Source organism: Elusimicrobiota bacterium, from assembly GCA_041660185.1.
Lineage (GTDB): Bacteria > Elusimicrobiota > Elusimicrobia > 2-01-FULL-59-12 > 2-01-FULL-59-12 > JBAZWU01.
Map to the genome: position 1 here is coordinate 132938 of JBAZWU010000006.1, position 19377 is coordinate 152314.

The following is a 19377-nucleotide window of genomic DNA, read 5'->3' on the forward strand; positions in this document are numbered from 1 at the left end:
ATGAACCCTGTTTACGTAATCGGAGGTGTGGTTTCGCTGGTGATTCTAATCTATCTCTTGATCGCGCTTCTGAAGCCGGAGATTTTCTAATGACTACGAACAACCTGGTTCAGTGCCTTATTTATCTCGCGGTTCTTTTGGTCTGCGTCAAACCGCTGGGCGCCTACATGGCCGCCATCTATGAGGGACGCTTCCCGCGTCTGGCCCGTGCGTTGGTCCCCGTGGAGCGGTGGATTTACCGCTTCTGTGGTGTGCGTACAGAGGATGAAATGGATTGTAAAACCTACTCCATCGCCATGCTGCTTTTCAACGGGCTGGGCTTCCTGGCTGTCTACGCGCTGCAGCGTTTCCAGACAATGCTTCCGTTGAATCCCATGAAGATGGGGGCTGTCACGCCGGACTCTTCCTTTAATACGGCCATCAGCTTTGTCACGAACACGAACTGGCAGGGCTACGGCGGCGAGACCACGATGAGTTACTGGACGCAGATGCTCGGGCTCACCGTTCAGAACTTTGTGTCGGCCGCGACCGGCATGGCGATCCTGGCGGCGTTCATCCGTGGTTTTTCCCGGCGCCAGGCGCAAACCATCGGCAATTTCTGGGTGGATCTGGTGCGAGCAACCTTGTATATCCTGTTGCCGTTTTCCGTGATTTTTACCTTATTTCTTGTCTGGCAGGGTGTGCCTCAGACGTTCCGGCCCAGCGTGACCGTTCCATTGCTCCAGCAAACGCCATCCCCCGCGGCTACTGGCGGGGGATCCATGGTCCGCCAGACGTCTGGCGGAGACATCCATTCGCAGGTGATCGCCGTGGGACCGGCCGCCTCTCAGATCGCGATCAAGCAGTTGGGCACCAACGGTGGAGGGTTTTTTAACGTCAACTCTGCGCATCCTTATGAGAATCCGACACCGGCGTCTAACTTCTTGGAAGTGCTGTCGATCCTCCTGATCGCGGCGGCTCTCTGCTACGCCTTCGGCGCCATGGTCCGGGATACACGCCAGGGCTGGGCGATTTTGGCGGCCATGCTCATTATTTTCATCCCGATGCTCTGGTTCTGCGTGGCTCAGGAGCAGGGCGGCAACCCCCTGCTGGCCAAACTGGGAGTGGATCAAACCGCGTCGGTGCTTCAGCCGGGGGGCAATATGGAAGGAAAGGAGTCACGGTTCGGTATCGTGAACTCCGCGATCTGGGCGACAGCGACCACCGCTGCCTCCAATGGTTCCGTGAACGCCATGCACGACTCCTTCACGCCGTTGGGGGCGATTGTCCCGATGGTGATGATGAAACTGGGCGAAGTGGTCTTCGGCGGAGTCGGCTCAGGACTCTACGGCATGCTCCTCTTTGCCGTCATCGCTGTTTTTATCGCCGGCCTGATGGTCGGCCGGACGCCGGAGTACCTTGGGAAGAAGATCGAATCCTATGAGATGAAAATGGCTTCCATCGGAATCCTCGTGCCGGGGGCCCTCGTCTTACTCGGAACAGCTCTCGCGGTCGTCTGCAAGGCGGGGTTGGCCGGGATTTTTAATCCGGGGCCGCACGGTTTCAGTGAAGTGCTGTATGCTTTTGCTTCAGCCGGCAACAACAACGGCAGCGCCTTTGCGGGGCTCGGTGCCAATACGCCGTTCTATAACGTCTGGTTGGGAGTGGCGATGTTCTTCTCCCGCTACTGGATCGCCATCCCGGTTCTGGCCATGGCCGGATCTCTGGCCAGGAAGAAAATCGTTCCACCCAGTTCAGGGACGTTGCCCACGCACACTCCGCTTTTTATCGTGTTTCTCGTAGCGACCGTGATTCTGGTCGGCGCTTTGACGTTTGTGCCCGCGCTCGCCCTCGGTCCGATCGTGGAACACCTGATGATGTGGTCATAAGGAGATTTTCATGAAAAGGCAAAGCCAATCCCGCTCGTTGTTTGATCCCGCTATCGTTCTTCCCGCGGCGAAGGACTCGCTCAAGAAACTAGACCCGCGCCACCAGCTCAAAAGTCCCGTCATGTTTGTGGTGGAAGTGGGCAGCGTGCTGACCACCGGCCTTTTCATCCAGGCGTTGGTAGGCCACGGAGAGGCTCCGGCGAGATTCATCCTGGCGGTCTCGATCTGGCTCTGGTTCACCGTGGTATTCGCCAATTTTTCCGAGGCCATGGCTGAAGGCCGCGGCAAAGCGCAGGCCGCGACGCTCCGGAAAGCCCGGCAGGACACGCCGGCGAAGAAACTAACCCTCACCCGCGGCTCCCCGCCAGACGTCCGGCGAGGCCTCGCCAGCAGTGTGGCGGGTCCCGTTGGTCGGCCCTGCCCCCTCCCCCCGGAGGGAGAGGGTTGGGGTGAGGGTCAGCACTATGATCTTGTATTCGCTTCCACCTTAAAGAAGGGGGACGTAGTACTGGTCGAGGCGGGAGATGTCATCCCGATGGACGGCGAAGTGATTGAAGGCGTAGCTTCGGTTAATGAAGCGGCGATCACCGGCGAATCCGCTCCGGTCATTCGGGAAAGCGGAGGGGACCGCAGCGCGGTCACGGGCGGGACCACCGTTCTGTCCGATTGGCTGGTGGTCCGGATCACGGTCAATCCCGGCGAAACCTTTCTCGACCGCATGATTGATATGGTTGAGGGCGCCAAAAGACAGAAAACCCCGAATGAGATCGCCCTCAGCATCCTGCTGGCCGGCATGACCATCATCTTCCTCCTGGCAACGGTGACCCTGCTGCCGTTTTCGATTTACAGCGTACACGCTGCGGGTCACGGAACACCGGTGACTGTCACGGTCCTGGTGGCGCTGCTTGTCTGCCTGATCCCGACCACGATTGGTGGGCTCCTGCCCGCGATCGGTATCGCCGGGATGGACCGCATGATCCAGGCCAATGTCATCGCCATGTCAGGCCGCGCGGTGGAAGCGGCCGGTGACGTGGATGTCCTTCTCTTGGATAAGACCGGAACGATTACCCTGGGGAACCGCCAGGCGGTGGCGTTTCTTCCTTCTGACAGTGTTGCCCCCGAAGCGCTTGCCGATGCCGCCCAGATCAGTTCGTTGTCCGATGAAACCCCGGAAGGTCGCAGCATCGTCGTGCTCGCAAAGGAAAAATACGGCATCCGGGGGCGCCAAGTGCATGAACTGGGAGCGAGCTTCATTCCTTTTACGGCCCAGACGCGCATGAGCGGGGTGGATCTGCAGGACGGCCGCCGGATTCGTAAAGGCGCGGCCGAGGCGATCGAGACGTACGTCGAGACGAACAACGGACGTTTCCCGCCGGAAGTCCGAACAACGGTGGAAACGATCGCCAAATCAGGAGGGACGCCTCTGGTCGTGGCTGACCGGAACAACGTGCTCGGGGTGATTCATCTCAAGGATATCGTGAAGGGCGGGATCAAGGAACGTTTCTCCGAACTGCGCCAGATGGGCATCAAAACGGTGATGATTACCGGGGACAACCCTCTCACCGCCGCCGCGATCGCGGCCGAAGCCGGCGTCGATGATTTCCTCGCGCAGGCGACCCCGGAGACCAAACTCAAGCTCATCCGGGAAACGCAGGCAGGCGGACGCCTGGTGGCCATGACCGGCGACGGCACCAACGATGCTCCGGCGCTGGCGCAGGCGGATGTGGCGGTCGCCATGAACACCGGAACGCAGGCGGCCAAGGAAGCCGGCAATATGGTGGATTTGGATTCCAATCCCACGAAACTGATTGAAATCGTGGAAATCGGCAAGCAGCTGCTCATTACGCGCGGCGCGCTGACCACGTTCAGCGTGGCCAACGATGTCTCCAAGTACTTTGCCATTATCCCGGCCGCGTTTGTGACCACGTATCCGGTGTTGGGAGCCTTGAACATCATGCACCTGGCCACCCCGGCGAGCGCGATTCTATCCGCCGTCATTTTCAACGCGATCATTATCGTCCTCCTGATTCCGCTCGCGTTGCGCGGTGTCCAGTACCGGGCCGTCGCCGCCAGCCGCCTGCTTCGAGATCATGCGCTGATTTACGGCGTCGGCGGAATCATCGCGCCATTTATCGGGATCAAATTGATCGACATGTTATTGGTTGCGATGCATTTGGCGTAATCGTAGGGGCGGGGCACTGTCCCCGCCCGCCATTGAAATGACATCTCGGCAGGCACGGTGGCCTGCCCCTACAAGGAAAAACAAAATGTACCTTGAACAATTAAAAATATCCGTTCGTACACTTGTTGTGCTTTCTGTGTTGACCGGAATTCTCTATCCGGTGGCCATTACCGGGGTATCCCAGATCCTGTTTCCACGCCAGGCCAACGGCAGCCTGATTCTGAAGGACGGCAAAGCCGTCGGATCGGAGCTGATCGGCCAGCCGTTCGACGACCCAAAGTTTTTCTGGGGCCGTCTTTCCGCGACGTCCCCGCTCTACAATGGAAGGGCTTCGTCAGGTTCCAATCTGGGGCCTTTAAATCCGGCGCTCACGAAAGCGGTTCAAGACCGTCTCTCTGCTCTGCACCAGGCCGATCCGGAAAACCGCGCGCGAGTCCCCGTAGATCTGGTGACGGCTTCCGGCAGCGGACTCGATCCGCATATCAGCCCGGCCGGCGCGCTGTATCAAGCGGGGCGCGTCGCCCGGAAACGAGGCCTTTCGGAGGATCAGGTGCGGGCGCTGATCAAGGCTCATACGCAGGACCGCTTCCTGGGGTTGATCGGCGAACCGGTGGTGAACGTGCTGGAACTCAATCTCGCGCTGGATGAGCTCAAGAAATAGTCGCATGATAGTGAGGAGTAAATAAATGTCGAATCGTCCTGATCCGGATCAATTGCTCAAGCGCGTCCAGGAAGAAGAAAAAGCTTCTTTCGCGGGCCAGCTTAAGCTGTTTTTCGGCGCCACCGCCGGGGTGGGCAAGACCTATGCCATGCTCGAGGCGGCGCGGCAGCGCAAAAAAGAAGGATGGGACGTGGTGGTCGGGATCGTTGAAACGCACGGCCGGACGGAAACCGAAGCGCTCCTCGATGGGCTTGAAATCCTTCCGCGAAAAGATATCGATTACAAAGGCGTCCGGCTCAAGGAGTTGGATATCGATGCCGCGTTGAAACGCCGGCCCACGCTGATTCTCGTCGATGAGCTTGCCCATGCCAACGCACCCGGCTCGCGTCACGCCAAACGGTGGCAGGATGTCGAGGAACTGCTGGACGCCGGCATCCATGTCTACACCACCCTGAATGTCCAGCATTGGGAAAGCCTGAACGACGTGGTCGCTCAGATCACGGGGGTGGCTGTCCGGGAAACCGTGCCGGATTCGTTCCTGCAGCGGACGCATGAGCTGGAGCTGGTAGATCTGGCTCCCGAGGACCTGCTCAAGCGGCTGAAGGAAGGAAAGGTCTACCGGGGCGAACAGGCTGACCGCGCGGCCGACAATTTTTTCCAGCCGGGCAACCTCATCGCGCTGCGCGAACTGGCATTGCGACACACCGCTGAGCGCGTCGATGAACAGATGCAGGCCTATCGGGAGCAGAATGCCGTCGAGGGTGTCTGGCCCGCTGGCGAGCGTCTGCTGGTCGGTGTCAGTCCAAGCCCCATGTCCGCCCGTCTCATCCGCGCCACGCGCCGGATGGCCACGCGCCTGCACGGGCAATGGACCGCGGTGCACGTTGAAACACCGGCCTTTTTCAGGCTTCCTCCTGAAGACCGGGCTCGCGTGATCAACAATCTCCGGCTGGCTGAGAGACTCGGCGCCGAGACCGTCACGCTCACCGGGGAGGATGTGACGGAAGAGCTTCTGGCCTATGCCCGCAAGCAGAATATCTCCCGAATTGTCATCGGTAAACCCGCCCGCTCCCGGTGGAAGGAATGGCTCTACGGCTCTATCGTGAACGAGCTGGCTCACCGGTGCGGCGATATTGATCTGCATGTCATCAGCGGCTTCGGATCGGATCTGGGCGCGCGCCGCGGAGCGCCCCAGGCAGAACAAATCTCCTGGCAGGGAATCAGCTGGGGAGCGGTCCTTGTGGCGCTGATCACGGCCCTCTTAGGGCCTTTGTCGCAGACGATCAATCTCGTCAATCTAGCCATGATTTATCTGCTGGGGGTCGCGGCGGTCGCCTACCGCTTCGGTCGTTTGCCGTCGTTTGTGGCGGCGCTCCTGAGCGTGCTGGCCTTTGACTTCTTTTTTGTCCCGCCGCGCCTGACATTCGCCGTATCGGACGCGCAGTATGTCGTGACGTTTGTCGTGATGTTTGCTGTGGGCATCCTGATCGGGACGTTGACCAGCCGTCTGCGCTTTCTGGCCGAGCAGATGCGCCGCCGCGAAGAGCGGACCAGGGTTCTGTATCAGCTCAGTCGGGAGTTGTCTGAAACCCCTGACCCGGGGCAGCTGCTCCAGGCCGCGTGCAGCCGTCTCAAGGAGTTTTATCGTCTCCCGGTTCTGATCGTGGTTCCGAGGGCGTCTGGATTGTTGGAGGTCGCGGCTGGAGACCCTGCGGAGTTCGGCTGGGATAGTCATGAGCAAAGTGTCGCCCAATGGGTCCATGAACACGCGCAGATCGCCGGAAGCGGGACCGAGACGCTGGCCGGCTCGAAAGGGCTTTATCTGCCCTTAAGAGGGATCCGCAAAATTGTCGGGGTTCTGGGGCTTCGGCCGGCTGATCCGGCGTCCCAGCAGGATCCCGAACAACTGCAGCTTCTGGAGACGTTTGCCTCTGAAATCGGCGGCGCGCTGGAAAGCACCCGGCTCACCGAACTCGCGGGCCGGGCCGAGATGCAGATGGATCTTCTGGCTCTGACCTCCGCGCAGGCAAAGTCCACAACTTCATTGGGGGATTACGTCAGTGAGGACCGCATCGTTCTCCTCTCTCCAGGGCAGTCGCGCGATCAGATTATCAAGCGGCTCATCGAGTGCCTTCATCTGCCGAACCCGGTCGAAGCGTTCGAAGCGATCGAGGAACGCGAGCGTATCGCGCCGACTCTCCTGCAATCCGGTGTGGCCATCCCTCACGCCAGGCTCGCCGGCCTGAAAGAGGTTAAAGCTGCTGTTGGAATCTCATCCGAAGGTCCTGTCCGCGCGTGGATTCTCTTTTTCGGGCCTGCGGAGAATCCCAAGGCCCACTTGGCCTTTCTTGCCCAGGTGGCCGCCTTCTTCCAGAAGACGGACCGAATCAATGACCTGCAGAAGCTCCGATCTGCCAAGAAAATTCATCATTATCTCCTCGCGCGCGATTGAAGGTTACTCGCTAAAATAGGTACAATTCGTCACGTCCCGGTACGCCGGGATCAAGGGGGGACCAGACTTCAATAGTCATCGTTCCTCTTTTTTTGTTTTTTCGATATGTTTTAACCCTAAAATTTTCAAAAGAGGGGCATTTATGCGCCAAATGAATCGCGGATGGAAAATCGCAGGGTCTTTAATGGTCGTAGGGATGCTGGCCACTGTTGCTCTGGCGGAAACAAAGGAAACAACGGAGTCAACGGCTGCTAAAACACGCGACGGGGAAGCCGTGCAGATTGAGGCGGTCGACATCCCGACAGCTGATATTCTGGATCCCATGACCTTTGCGACGGCCTTCCGCTTCTACAGCGAGGGCGGGATTATGTCGCGCCTGGTGTTGGGGCCGTTTAAGCGTCTCAATCTCGGAGTTTTCTTTGACGCTCAGCGGGTGATTGGCGGGGATGACCCCCACATGGTCACGCCGGACATCTTCGTGAAGATCCGTTTTTTTGACGGCACGGACATTATCCCCGCGCTGGCTCTGGGATATGAAAACCAGGGGTACCTTTATCAGGAATCGACGACAGATTTTCTTCAGGATGAAAGAGGGTTGTACCTGGTGGGCAGCCATGAGATCTTTCTGCCGGACTTTGAGCTGCATGCCGGCATGAACATCCCGAAAGTGGACGACGCGGAGCTTTTCGGTTTTTTCGGCGCCACCTGGAAGATCGTTCCGTCGTTCGCGCTCCTGGCCGAGTACGACAATATTCGTAAAGCGCCAAGCAGCCGCGTCAATCTGGGGGGCCGGTTCTGGATCAACGCGGCCTTCAATGTCGATGTTGCTGCGCGGAATGTCGGCCGGGGAGACGACCGCGGAGCTGAACGGATTGTCCGGCTCAATTACACACATAAATTCCCCTTTTGACGTCACCATGGCGAAAGAGGGTCATAACTCGTCATCCCCGGCAATCACTGGCCGGGGATCTATGGATGAGATTCCCCGCCAGTAACCGCGGGGAATGACGATAGGGAGAATAATGGCGCCTGAGATCGTTGATTTAGAGTTTGAGAAACCTATTTCAGAGCTCGAAAAGAAAATCGAGGAGCTGAAATCCTGCGCCGCGTCCGAGCATCTCGACTTCACAGAGGAAATCAAGGTTCTCGAACAAAAAAGCGAAGAGCTCAAACGCCAGATTTACGGCAAACTCACCCCCTGGCAGCGCGTTTCCATCGCCCGCCATCCCCAGCGTCCCTACACACTCGACTATATACGCCTTCTCTGTACGGATTTCATTGAACTGCATGGCGACAGGACCTTTGCCGAGGATGAAGCGCTTGTGGGAGGGTTGGCACGCTTCGAAGGCCAGCCGGTGGTTGTCATGGGACATCAGAAAGGCCGTACCGTTCAGGAATCCATGCGCCGCAACTTCGGAATGCCGCATCCGGAGGGGTACCGCAAAGCGCTGCGCCTGATGAAATTGGCCGAGAAATTCAAACGGCCGGTTTTAGCTTTTATCGACACGTCAGGCGCTTACCCCGGTATCGGAGCGGAAGAACGGGGACAGGCGCGGGCCATTGCGATTAATCTCAAGGAGATGGCGGCGCTTCGAACCCCCCTGATCTGTACCGTGATCGGTGAAGGCGGGTCCGGCGGAGCCCTGGCGATCGGGATGGGCAACCGGCTTTTGATGTGCGAGAACGCCTGGTATTCGGTCATTTCGCCGGAAGGGTGCGCGGCCATTTTGTTCCGGGACGCAACCCGCGCGCAGGAAGCCGCGGCCGCGCTGAAACTCACGGCTCCCGAGCTTAAAGAACTTGGGATCGTCGATGAAATCGTGCCGGAGCCGCAGGGTGGCGCGCATCGCGATCCGGCCGCGACCGCCGAAACGCTGCGCGGGATTCTCAGCCGCCATTTAAAGGAGTTGCAGGCGCTTTCACCCGATCAGCTGTTGGAAAACCGTTATCAGAAATTTCGCTCTCTGGGAACCTGGCGTGAAGGGGAAATGGAAGCTGTGGCGCATCGACGAGCCCCTCGCAAGCAGCGCCTCACCGCCGGCTAAAATTTAAAAAATCATAGGAGGACGTTTCATGGCTACAGATGTGTCAAAACGTGTTGCGATTCTAACCGGGGGTGGAGACTGCCCCGGCCTTAACCCGGCGATCCGCGGGTGTGTGATGAGGGGCCTGGATTATGGTTTCGAGTTTATCGGTCTTACGGAAGGCTGGCGGGGTCTTGTCGAAGGCAAAACCCAGCCGCTGGGCCTGGCCGATGTGAAAGAGATCGTTGGAAAAGGTGGGACGATCCTCGGGACGTCCCGCACCAATCCTTTTAAAAAAGAAGGGGCTGTCGAGAAGTGCCTGGAGACATTCAAGAAGCTTCGCCTGGATGCGTTGATCGCTTTAGGCGGAGAAGATACGCTGGGGGTGGCCGCGAAGTTTTATAAGCTGCACAAGCTCCCGATGATCGGCGTTCCCAAGACCATGGATAACGATCTTTCGGCAACGGACTACACCTTCGGGTTCGATACAGCCACCACCATCGCGATGGATGCGGTGGAGCGGCTCCGCGATACCGGCCGCAGCCATCCCCGCAACACGGTGCTGGAAGTGATGGGCCGCCACGCCGGATGGGTGGCGCTTTTTACGGCCATCGCCTCGGCAGCGGACTGGGTTCTCCTGCCGGAGCGTCCGGCGGACGTAAAAGCCATGTGCGCGCACCTGAAGCAAGTGCATGCGCGCGACAAAGTCGCCATTGTGGTCACTTCCGAGGCGGTTGATCTGCCCGGCATGAGCACGGAGGGCGAACAACTGGACCAGTTCGGCCATATGCTGTTGAAGAATCGCGCCTTGGGCGAAAAAGTAGCCGAGATCATTGAAAAAGAAACCGGCATTGAAACCCGTTCCGCTGTGATCGGTCATGTCCAGCGCGGCGGCGGCCCGACGCTCTTTGACCGTATCCTCGGGACCCGTGTGGGGGTCAAGGCGGCGGAGCTCGTGAACGAGGGTCACTTCGGCCAGATGGTGGCGTTGCGCGGCAATGAGGTGGTGGGGGTTTCTCTGGAAGAAGCCACGGCTCAGTTGAAAATCGTTCCGCAGGAGTGGCTCAAACTCGTAGACGTATTCTTTAAGTAGGCCAGAGGCCCGGGTCGGTCAGCCGACGATTCGAAGAGGATTAATCCGATGGAAATTGTCGATGTCCTGAAAGCCACTGTGCAAAAAGGCGGATCCGACCTGCATTGGGTCATCGGCCAGCCCCCGATGATCCGGCTCGACGGCGAGCTGCGGCCCATGACGGAATTCCCGGTGCTCACAGCTGAAGAATCCAAACGCCTGATCTACGGCTTTCTTTCGGACGAGCACCGGACGCGTTTCGAGCAGGATTGGGAGCTGGACTTTTCGGTGGCGGTGGAAGGAATCTCCCGTTTCCGCACCAATGTGCTCCTTCAGAAAAACGGCATTGAAGCGGTGATGCGAGTCATTCCCGTCCACATTCCGACGCCGGAGGAGCTTCAGCTGCCGCCGGTCGTCACGGATCTGGCGAATCTGCCGCGCGGCCTGGTGCTCGTCACAGGGCCTACTGGTTCCGGTAAATCCACGACGCTCGCCTGCCTGATCAATCTCATTAATCAGAAGCAGCGAAAACACATCTTAACGATTGAGGACCCGATCGAGTTCGTTTATGTCAACACAAACTCGGTGGTGCGCCAGCGGGAGATCGGCCAGCAATGCCACAGCTTCGGCGAAGCGCTTCGCCATGCGCTCCGCCAGGATCCGGATGTCGTGATGATCGGCGAAATGCGGGATCTCGAAACGATCAGCGCGGCGCTGACCATGGCGGAAACGGGTCATCTCGTTTTCGCGACGCTGCATACCACAGACGCGGCGCAGACGGTGGACCGCATCATCGATGTGTTCCCGGCGCACCAGCAGCAGCAGGTGCGCGCCCAGCTTTCCAGCGTTTTGAAGGGGGTTGTCTGCCAGACGCTGCTGCCTCGCGTGGAAGGCAAAGGCCGGGTGGCGGCCCGCGAAGTGATGATCGTGACCCCGGCGATTGCCAATAATATCCGGGAGGGGAAGACACATCAGATTTATGGCGCCATCGACACCGGGTCCCGGGTCGGCATGGTCAGCCTGGACCGGGCGTTGGCGGACCTGGTCAAAAAAGGATTGATCTCGATCGAGGATGCGCTGAGCAAAGCGAACCGTCCTGAACTCATCCGTCCAACCGGTTCATCCGCTGGCGCTTAACGATATGGCCGCGTCCGTACGAGAGTCTCTTAAATCAATTGAGCTTCTGTCCCAATTGCCGGATTCCGTCCTGGGTCCGTTAGCGGATCTATCGGCGATCCGTCCGGTGCGCGCCGGTGAAACGATTTTCTGCCAGAACGAACCCTCTCCTTATTGTTTTGGAATCCTTTCAGGCGAAGTCCTGATTCAACGGGTATCCAAGGACCCGCGTTTCCCTTCCAAAGTGCTTGGAGTCCTGGGGCCGGGGGATCTTTTCGGCGAATCGGCGCTTCTTGAAAATTGCCCTCGCGCGGCCATGGCCACCGCCAATAAGGATGGAGAACTTCTGGCCATTCAGGGGAATAAATTTCGCGAATGGCTGGTCCAGGAACCGGCTTTGGGTGTTCCCGTATTAATCAATCTGCTGGACCGTTCGCTCAGCCGGCTGCAACTTACAAGCCATGAACTGTCTATTGTTTACGGCGTGGGCCGGTTGCTCTCCGGGCCGCAGCCTTTTCAGGATCGCTTGGCGGCCGGTCTGGAATTCGTCAAAAGTTCGATCGATGGGCTCGATGATCTCTATTGTTTTGAACGAAGCGCGTATTGGGAGGAATTCGGCTGCCTCTATCCAACCACTGAACCGGATCGTCTCCCGGCGATCCCGCTGGCCTCCGCGCTGGCGGCGAAGGCCCAGGGACAATCCAGCGCGTTTGTACTGGACGAGCCGGATCAATGGCAGGCCGCTTCGGCGGCCCTTGTTCCGCTGATGAATGCGGATCGCCCCGATCAACCCCTTCAGGGATTTCTCGTGATGACCAGCCGTCAGCAGCCCCGGTTCTTTTCGCGTAATATGCTCCTGATGCTTTCGGCCATGGCCAATCCGTTAGCCGAAGCGCTGGCGCGCCAGAGCCGCCAGGAGGAAGCCTCGGCGCAGTCTCGCCTGGATCAATCCCGCCGGTCCTTTAACCTGTAATACGTATGGGTAGTCAGCCGGTTCGAATTCTCCGGTTACCCTCACCCCCGCCCTCCCCCTCAGCAGGGGGAGGGAGCGCCAGATTTTCTGGAAACATCATTTCCCTCTCCCTGTTGAGGGAGAGGGCCTGCCGACAGGCAGGGGTGAGGGCCACGCTAAGATGATGACTCGTACTTTAGGCCGTACTGGTATTTCCGTTTCCGAAATCGGTTTCGGCGCATGGGGCATCGGTAAAACGTGGTGGGGACCAGCTTCCGCAACGGATGACCAGGAATCTCTCACCGCGCTCCGCCGGGCTCTGGAGCTCGGCATTACTTTTTTCGATACGGCTTATGTTTATGGGGATGGCCACAGCGAAACGCTGATCAGCCGCGCGCTCCCGAAAAAAGGTCCCTGTCCTTTTGTCGCTACAAAGTGTCCACCGAAAAACCACGAGTGGCCTGCCGGATCCACGACTCCTTTAAAAGATGCTTTTCCCGCGGATTGGATCATTCAGTGTACAGAGCGGAGCCTCCGGAAGCTTAAGGTTGAGACGCTTGATCTTCAGCAATTTCATGTGTGGACCGATGCCTGGTGCGATGAGCCGGAGTGGCGTGAGGCGGTCGAGCGGTTGAAGCGGGAAGGCAAAATCCGTTTCTTCGGAGTTTCGATTAACGACTGCCAGCCGGAAAGCGCGCTGCGTCTGGTGGCTTCGGGCGCGGTCGATACCGTCCAGGTGATTTACAACATTTTCGAACAAGAGCCTTCCAGGGATTTATTCCCGTTGTGTCAGAAAATGAACGTGGGGGTTATCGTGCGCGTTCCATTTGACGAAGGAAGCCTCACGGGGATGCTTGCGCTTGAAACGCGTTTTGATCCGGAAGATTTTCGTTCGAGGTACTTTGGAGGGGAGAAACTCCAGGAAACCATTCGGCGCGTGGAGGCATTGAAGCCTTTTCTCGGCTCCAGCGCGCCGGCCCTCCCGCCGCTCGCTCTGAAATTTACCCTATCCCATCCGGCGGTTTCCGTGGTTATCCCGGGCATGCGGCGCCTTCGGCATGTGGAAGAAAACGTCCGCGTATCCGATGGCATACCGCTTCCTGCTGTTGTTATGAAGGAATTGACCGCACACGCCTGGCACCGCGATTTCTACCGGTAAGCTTCAGGGTTTCTGCGAAGGTCTCGTTTCCTGGGGTGTTTCGTCGAGTTGTTTGAGTTCCTGTGCGACGCGGTCAAACCATTCCACTAACGTTCTGCGGAGTTCGGAGATCCGTTTCTTTTCAAGCTCAGGAGTGGAAACGGAGACCGGAGCAGCTGTCATAGCCCACAACTTTGAGAGATTCAGGTTAAACTGCCAGGTCCAATTCCCGGCGTAAAACGTTTTCCAGTCGATCGGGACAAAAGAAGATGCTGCTTTGGATAAATGGACCCAGTTTTCATGCAAAGGATCCGTTTGCCCCAATCCTTCCTGCCGGGCGATTTCCTTGGCCATTTGAGCTGATTTCTGGATCAGTTTCTGATCTTTTGATGCCTCGTCTTTTGCCCCCAGAAACCGGTCGATGACCTGCCGGGTTTGTTGGACGGTGCGATTCTCGATTTTTTTTGCAACCTGGAGCTGGATCTCTGGATTGGGCAAGCGGAGCAGTTCGATGGCGTGTCCCCGGCTCAATGTGCTACGTCGCACATTCTCTTTGATGGGTTCTGGAAGATTCAGCAGGCCGATGGAGCGGGTCACGTAAGTACGGTCTTTCCCGGAAATCTGAGCAATGCGTTCCTGTGTCCAATAGACAGGATCAACCTGATTCAGCTGAGAAAAGCCTTCCGCTTCTTCAATGGGATCCAGATTCTCTCTTTGCAGGTTTTCCACCAGACTTTTAGCGGCGGCTTCTCCTTCCGAGATAACGCTGATCACCCGAGCTGGAATGGTTTCCCACCCCAGAAACTTGGCGGCACGCAACCGTCGTTCCCCTGATATAAGTTCAAAGCTGCAGGTGGCCAGTTCCACGTTGTCAAAAAACTCTTTCGGGTTTTTTGACATCTGGAGTTGAAACTTCGGGCTGGGAGCCACCCGAACGATAATGGGGTGAATTAAACCTTCGTGATCCATGCTTTCGGCTAAGGCCTGGATCGCCGGCTGGTTGAACGTTTTACGCGCCTGATGCGCGGACGGCAAAATTTGGTTGATCGGGATTTTGAGGATCATCTCGGTGATCTGGGGGGGCATGGGGGACTCCTTCGTCTATCGTCATCCCCGGCGGCTGCTGGCCGGGGATCCATCATGTTGTGCTACGGTTTGCCTGGGTTCCCCGCCAGAGACCGCGGGGAATGACGAAGTGACACTAATATTATGCAACGTGTTTTGAGCCGCGTCTATCCGGTTTTTAAGGCTGCGCGACCCAACAGGCGATAAACCGGGCCGCCGGTGCCCAGCCGGCTTTGCATTAAATCGAGGCTTGTGACTGGAATAGGGCCGATGGGAGCCCCCGCGGTGTTCCGCAAGGATGCTCTGAATTGCTGGATGTTCCCGGTCCGCTGAATGCGTCCCAGCGTCAGATGGCCATGAAAGGGCCGTTTCTCTTTCGGATAGCCGGATTTGGCCAGGGTCTCTTCGAGAGACAGCACCGCCTGTTTCAGCTTATCCGATCCCTGGTCTACGCCCATCCACAGCGTTTGCGGCGGCCCGTGAACGGGGAAACAGCCGAAACCGGCGAGCGTCAGGGAAAATGAGCGGGTTTCACGCAGCGCTTCTCCCAGGGCCTGTTGAATAAGGGGCGCCCGGTTATCGGGTTGTTCTCCCAGAAATTTCAGGGTGAGGTGGTACTGGCCCGGGCGCACCCAGCGGACTCGAACGGAACCCTGTTGGAAAAAGGATCGGAAAGGCGCCAGGCTGTTCTGAATATCGCGCTGAACGGATTCCGGAAGATTGAATGCAACAAAAAGGCGCATAGGTTTTCTAAAATAATTAAAACACATTATGAGTTTCTTTCATTTCTTATTTGTCGGTTTTATCGCCGGGTGGGTGCTCGGCCGGATTATTCGGGGCAAAGGGTTCGGCTTTTTCGGCAACATCGTGATCGGCGCGATCGGTTCTCTCATCGGAGGGTATCTCTTCGGTTTCCTCGGGGTTTCAGTCCGCAACACGCCCGGGTTGATCGTGATGGCGGTCGTCGGTGCGATCCTGTTCTTCCTGATGATCAATCTCGTGAAAGCGGCCCGTTCCAAAATGAAACGCAAAGGGAAAGAGAAAGAAGACGAGAAGAAGGAGAAGAAATGAGATTTTTGTTTTTGCTGGGAGCCATTTCTCTGATGATGGCAGGGCCAGCGCCAGCGGCCTCCTCTCATCAGCAAACTTCCTATGCCGGGAAGGTGCAGACCGAACTGGATCACTGGGGCGCGAAAGCGCAGGAACTCCAAATGCGCTCGCAGCGCGCCGGCGCCCGGAGCCGGGAAGAGCTCGATCGCCATCTGCAGAATTTAGACGGGTCACTCCATACGGCAAAAAATAAGTTGGAAGAGATGAGGTCATCGACGGAAAACAAGTGGAAAACGATCCGTCCGGAAGTCGACCATGCGCTGGCGGATGTCCGGCGCGCGTACCGGAAAACGTGGACCTATTTCAAAAAGCATCAGAAAGAAAAATAGAGTGAGGCCGGTCCTCCCCCCAGCTGCCCGATGGCTGTTCCTCCTGTTGTTCCCCGCCGCGGTTTGGGGGGCCACGCCGATCTTCGACGATGAGTTCTACGGCAACGAGTTGAACTCCAGCGCCTGGATTAAGGTGTCCGGCCGCCACAACTACAATAATGAGCAGCAATGTTACGTCCCTTCCGCTGATACGGTAGCCGACGGCAATCTGGTCATTACGAGTAATCAAGCCTCCGTTTCCTGCGCCACCGGCAGCGGTTATGCCTCGGGTATGGTTCAATGGCGGTCCTACAACTTTACCTACGGGACAATAGAATACCGTGCCAAGATGGCTGGCGGTCAGGGAGCCTGGCCGGCCATCTGGCTCCTCGGCGCGAACTGCCAGGCCGCCAATCCCAGCGATACGGCGATTGCGCCATGCCAGTGGCCGCTGCCCGGATCAAACGAGATTGACCTGACCGAAATCAACTTCCAGGACATGACCACGGTCTGGCAGAACGTCTTCGCGCCCAGCTACCCGGTATCGGAGTACAGCTGCCTGGCCCCCGTCTCGGATGTGAGCCAGAACTGGCACACCTATTCGTTTACCTGGACGCCAAACTCACTGACGTGGAAAATCGATGGGATCACGACCTGCACGCGGACGGAACCTCAATTGATCCCCTCGACACCGATGTTTCTCATGATTAACACGGCCCTGGGCGGCAATGTCGGTGGCGTCATTAATAACGCCACCCTGCCCCAGACGATGTTGGTCGACTATGTCCGGGTGACGCCGGCGGACGCCGTTCAGAGCGGCAGCAACGGTTTTTTTAGAGACACCGTCCATAACTATCCAAACCCGTTTTTCCTCGGGAGGGGATCAACAAAATTTGTTGTTGAGACGTCGGAAGGGGGCAGCGTCGATTTGCAGATTTTCGACGCGGGGGAGCAATTTGTTACAGCGCTCAGCGGTTCCATCACCGGCGCGGGACGGATGGACCTGATCTGGGACGGGCGCAACAGCAAAGGCGGCTATGTCAGCCCGGGGTTATATTTTGTGCGCATCCATGGCCAGGGAGTTCATGACGAAATTCAATTCCGTCGCGTGGTGGCGGTGAAATGACGGGTCAATGGATTTGTAGGGGCGCACCGATGTGCGCCCACCATGTTGTAACGCGATGGTTCGGGCGGACAGCGGTCCGCCCCTACGTTCTCGTGATCCTGTTTTTATTCGTGCCGGGGGTTGCTCTTGCTTCCGGCGAACCCGACGCGTTCGCCTTGAGCGGCATCAGCGCGCGCACCGGCGGCATGGGAAATGCGTTTATCGGTTTGTCCGACGATATTGAGTCGATTTATTACAACCCGGCGGGCCTGGGCAACCTGATCGATTCCGGCGTCACCGCCATGTATCAAACGCCGATGCTGCAAACCTCCCGCTCTTTTCTGGGGCTGAATAAGCGCTTGTCGTATCCGAGCCTGTCCGGCAGTATCGGTTTCGGATGGCTGCGCCTGCGCAGTACGGATATTGAACTGACCAGTTCGGATGAGCGAATCCTCGGAACCGATACATTGACCAACGACCTCTTTCTGCTGGGCGCCGGGGTCCATCCCCTGGCGCATTGGTCCGCCGGTCTGTCCCTGAAGTATTTCCGTTTTGCATTTAATGGATTTACCGAATCCGGTTTCGGCTGGGACGCCGGTGTTCATGCCCAGTACAATCCGTTCCGCTTCGGATTTGCTCTGACGGATATCACCGGAACGACCTTGAAAGGCGCCTCGGCGGAGCCGGGCGCGACGGAGGCCAAGGATAAGGTGCCGATGCGTTTCCGCCCGGGGGCGGCGTTCACGTTGAATCGCCCGTTCGATCTTCCCGTGGATTGGTCAGTAGATGTGGATGGTTTGATTAAAACGCAAGGGGCCCAGGACATGCGGTTGTTTGTCGGAAGCGAGTTGTGGGTCTTCAACGGGCGTGCGGCCCTGCGCGGCGGGATCGAGCAGCAAGTCGGTCCCACGATCGGGTTTGGCCTTCGCCTCGGGATGTTCCAATTGGATTATTCCTATCTTTTTAGCGCGCACCTGCAGGATGAAAACCGTCTCGGCACCACGATTCACTTCTAGCACGGAGATTTTGATAGAATTCCATCCATCGTCTTATGACTCAACCCTCTCGACCTAATTCTAAAAAGCAACACCCGCCTGACCCGGAAGGCTTTAACGTTTGGGACCCCGATATTCTGAAGCGGATGGATGAGCTGATCGATCTGGCCAAACCGCCGGAAGTCGATGAGGATAACCGGGATCTGGTGCGCCAGATCATGGTAACGGCGCTGAAAACGGAAAACTCCAACCTGAGCCGCGGCGACGCCAAGATTCTGTCCCGGGCGATCCGTGAGCTGCGTTACGGCTTCCGTATTTTCAAGGATTATCGTGACCGGAGAAAAGTAACGATCTTTGGTTCTGCCCGCACGTCTAAGACCGATCCCGATTACAAACAGGCGCTTCAGTTCGCAAAATTAATGGCCAAGAACGGTTTTATGACGATCACCGGGGCTGGCCCCGGCATCATGCAGGCCGGCAACGAAGGCGCCGGAAAGAATAACAGCTTCGGCATTAACATCCGCCTGCCGTATGAGCAGTCGGCCAACGAGTTCATCAACAAGGACCCGCGCTTTATCGACTGCCGGTTTTTCTTTACGCGGAAACTGATGTTCGTGAAAGAAACCAGCGCCGTCGCTTTTTTCCCCGGCGGTTTCGGGACGCACGACGAAGCGATGGAAAGCCTGACCCTGGTTCAGACGGGGAAAAGCGATCCCATGCCGATCGTTTTCGTGGATGCGCCCGGAGGGAATTACTGGCGGGATTGGCAGCGTTACATCGAGGGACAGCTGCTGAAGCGGAAAAAAATATCGCCGGAAGATATGAGTCTCTACAAAATCACCGACAACGTCGACGAAGCCGTGGCCGAGATCCTGCATTTCTACCGGAATTACCACTCCCTGCGGTTTGTGAATGACCAGCTGGTCATCCGGACGCTGAAACCGACTCCCTCCGCTTTACTCAAAGAGTTAAATGCGGAGTTTAAATCCATCTGCGCCGAGGGCACGATCCTCGCGACGCCGCCTTTCCCCGAGGAGCGGGACCACCTTCAATTGCCGCGCATCGCCTTCGCCTTTAACCGGCTCAACTTCGGACGCCTGCGCCAGCTGATCAACCGCCTCAACGACGCTTCGAATTAAACTGCGGATTCCGAATGATGCCGGATGTCCTTGCCGGCCACCACGAACACCACGTCTTCAGCGATGTTGGTGGCGTGGTCCGCGATGCGCTCCAGGTTGCGTGAAATGAGGATCAATCAAGGGCCCGCTTGATGGTGGAGGGATCCGACAACATGAAAGTCAAAAGTTCTCGGAACACCTGTTCTTTTAA

Annotated in this window: 18 protein-coding genes and 1 pseudogene; 16 read left to right on the plus strand and 3 right to left on the minus strand. The window is 57.7% G+C overall.

From position 1 onward, the window contains the following. The 11 genes from WC859_06590 (at window position 1) to WC859_06640 (ending at window position 13486) form a co-directional block, all read left to right on the plus strand. Window positions 1-90 carry a potassium-transporting ATPase subunit F gene (locus WC859_06590; protein MFA5975822.1) on the plus strand — a complete coding sequence of 30 codons (90 nt, stop codon included), beginning with the start codon at window positions 1-3 and terminating at the stop codon, window positions 88-90. Then, complete coding sequence (gene kdpA, locus WC859_06595) at window positions 90-1868, plus strand: potassium-transporting ATPase subunit KdpA (protein MFA5975823.1); 1779 nt, start codon at window positions 90-92, stop codon at window positions 1866-1868. The genes WC859_06590 and kdpA overlap by 1 nt, the downstream gene beginning before the upstream one ends. Before the next feature lie 10 nt (window positions 1869-1878). Further along, on the plus strand, window positions 1879-4050 hold the full coding sequence (kdpB, locus tag WC859_06600; GenBank protein ID MFA5975824.1) for a potassium-transporting ATPase subunit KdpB: 2172 nt from the start codon (window positions 1879-1881) through the stop codon (window positions 4048-4050). A gap of 85 nt (window positions 4051-4135) precedes the next feature. Then, window positions 4136-4711, plus strand: a complete 576-nt coding sequence (gene kdpC / locus WC859_06605) for a potassium-transporting ATPase subunit KdpC (GenBank protein MFA5975825.1) — start codon at window positions 4136-4138, stop codon at window positions 4709-4711. A 25-nt stretch (window positions 4712-4736) separates the two neighbouring features. After that, a complete protein-coding gene (locus WC859_06610; GenBank protein MFA5975826.1) occupies window positions 4737-7163 on the plus strand; it encodes a DUF4118 domain-containing protein in 2427 nt (808 codons plus the stop codon). A 142-nt stretch (window positions 7164-7305) separates the two neighbouring features. After that, entirely contained in the window at window positions 7306-8073 is a 768-nt protein-coding gene (locus WC859_06615; protein MFA5975827.1) for a hypothetical protein, read from the plus strand. A 112-nt stretch (window positions 8074-8185) separates the two neighbouring features. Continuing rightward, entirely contained in the window at window positions 8186-9208 is a 1023-nt protein-coding gene (locus tag WC859_06620; protein MFA5975828.1) for an acetyl-CoA carboxylase carboxyltransferase subunit alpha, read from the plus strand. Between the two features lie 28 nt (window positions 9209-9236). Further along, complete coding sequence (locus WC859_06625; GenBank protein MFA5975829.1) at window positions 9237-10280, plus strand: ATP-dependent 6-phosphofructokinase; 1044 nt, start codon at window positions 9237-9239, stop codon at window positions 10278-10280. Between the two features lie 48 nt (window positions 10281-10328). After that, window positions 10329-11396: a type IV pilus twitching motility protein PilT gene (locus WC859_06630; GenBank protein MFA5975830.1), complete on the plus strand. Its 1068-nt coding sequence runs from the start codon at window positions 10329-10331 to the stop codon at window positions 11394-11396. 4 nt (window positions 11397-11400) lie between these two features. After that, window positions 11401-12348: a cyclic nucleotide-binding domain-containing protein gene (locus WC859_06635; GenBank protein ID MFA5975831.1), complete on the plus strand. Its 948-nt coding sequence runs from the start codon at window positions 11401-11403 to the stop codon at window positions 12346-12348. Window positions 12349-12508: 160 nt separating this feature from the next. Next, the gene (locus WC859_06640) at window positions 12509-13486 is read left to right on the plus strand and encodes an aldo/keto reductase (GenBank protein MFA5975832.1); all 978 of its coding nucleotides are present in this window, start codon (window positions 12509-12511) and stop codon (window positions 13484-13486) included. A 3-nt stretch (window positions 13487-13489) separates the two neighbouring features. Here WC859_06640 and WC859_06645 read toward each other — a convergent pair whose 3' ends face one another. Then, a complete protein-coding gene (locus WC859_06645) occupies window positions 13490-14551 on the minus strand; it encodes a ParB/RepB/Spo0J family partition protein (protein MFA5975833.1) in 1062 nt (353 codons plus the stop codon). 146 nt (window positions 14552-14697) lie between these two features. Further along, a complete protein-coding gene (gene thpR, locus WC859_06650) occupies window positions 14698-15273 on the minus strand; it encodes an RNA 2',3'-cyclic phosphodiesterase (protein ID MFA5975834.1) in 576 nt (191 codons plus the stop codon). Between the two features lie 28 nt (window positions 15274-15301). Here thpR and WC859_06655 point away from each other — a divergent pair, with 28 nt between their 5' ends. The 5 genes from WC859_06655 to WC859_06675 are packed head-to-tail and all read left to right on the plus strand — an operon-like array spanning window position 15302 to window position 19187. Beyond that, on the plus strand, window positions 15302-15601 hold the full coding sequence (locus WC859_06655; protein ID MFA5975835.1) for a GlsB/YeaQ/YmgE family stress response membrane protein: 300 nt from the start codon (window positions 15302-15304) through the stop codon (window positions 15599-15601). Beyond that, window positions 15598-15969, plus strand: coding sequence for a hypothetical protein (locus WC859_06660; GenBank protein ID MFA5975836.1), 372 nt, complete (start codon window positions 15598-15600; stop codon window positions 15967-15969). The genes WC859_06655 and WC859_06660 overlap by 4 nt, the downstream gene beginning before the upstream one ends. Before the next feature lies 1 nt (window position 15970). Next, window positions 15971-17074 (plus strand): family 16 glycosylhydrolase, encoded by a 1104-nt coding sequence (locus tag WC859_06665; GenBank protein MFA5975837.1) that lies wholly within the window; start codon window positions 15971-15973, stop codon window positions 17072-17074. A 29-nt stretch (window positions 17075-17103) separates the two neighbouring features. Beyond that, window positions 17104-18069 carry a hypothetical protein gene (locus tag WC859_06670; GenBank protein MFA5975838.1) on the plus strand — a complete coding sequence of 322 codons (966 nt, stop codon included), beginning with the start codon at window positions 17104-17106 and terminating at the stop codon, window positions 18067-18069. Window positions 18070-18104: 35 nt separating this feature from the next. Further along, the gene (locus WC859_06675) at window positions 18105-19187 is read left to right on the plus strand and encodes an LOG family protein (protein MFA5975839.1); all 1083 of its coding nucleotides are present in this window, start codon (window positions 18105-18107) and stop codon (window positions 19185-19187) included. On the opposite strand, the pseudogene WC859_06680 reads toward WC859_06675, so the two are convergent. Beyond that, window positions 19184-19377: pseudogene (locus WC859_06680) on the minus strand (PhoU domain-containing protein). The gene WC859_06675 and the pseudogene WC859_06680 overlap by 4 nt on opposite strands.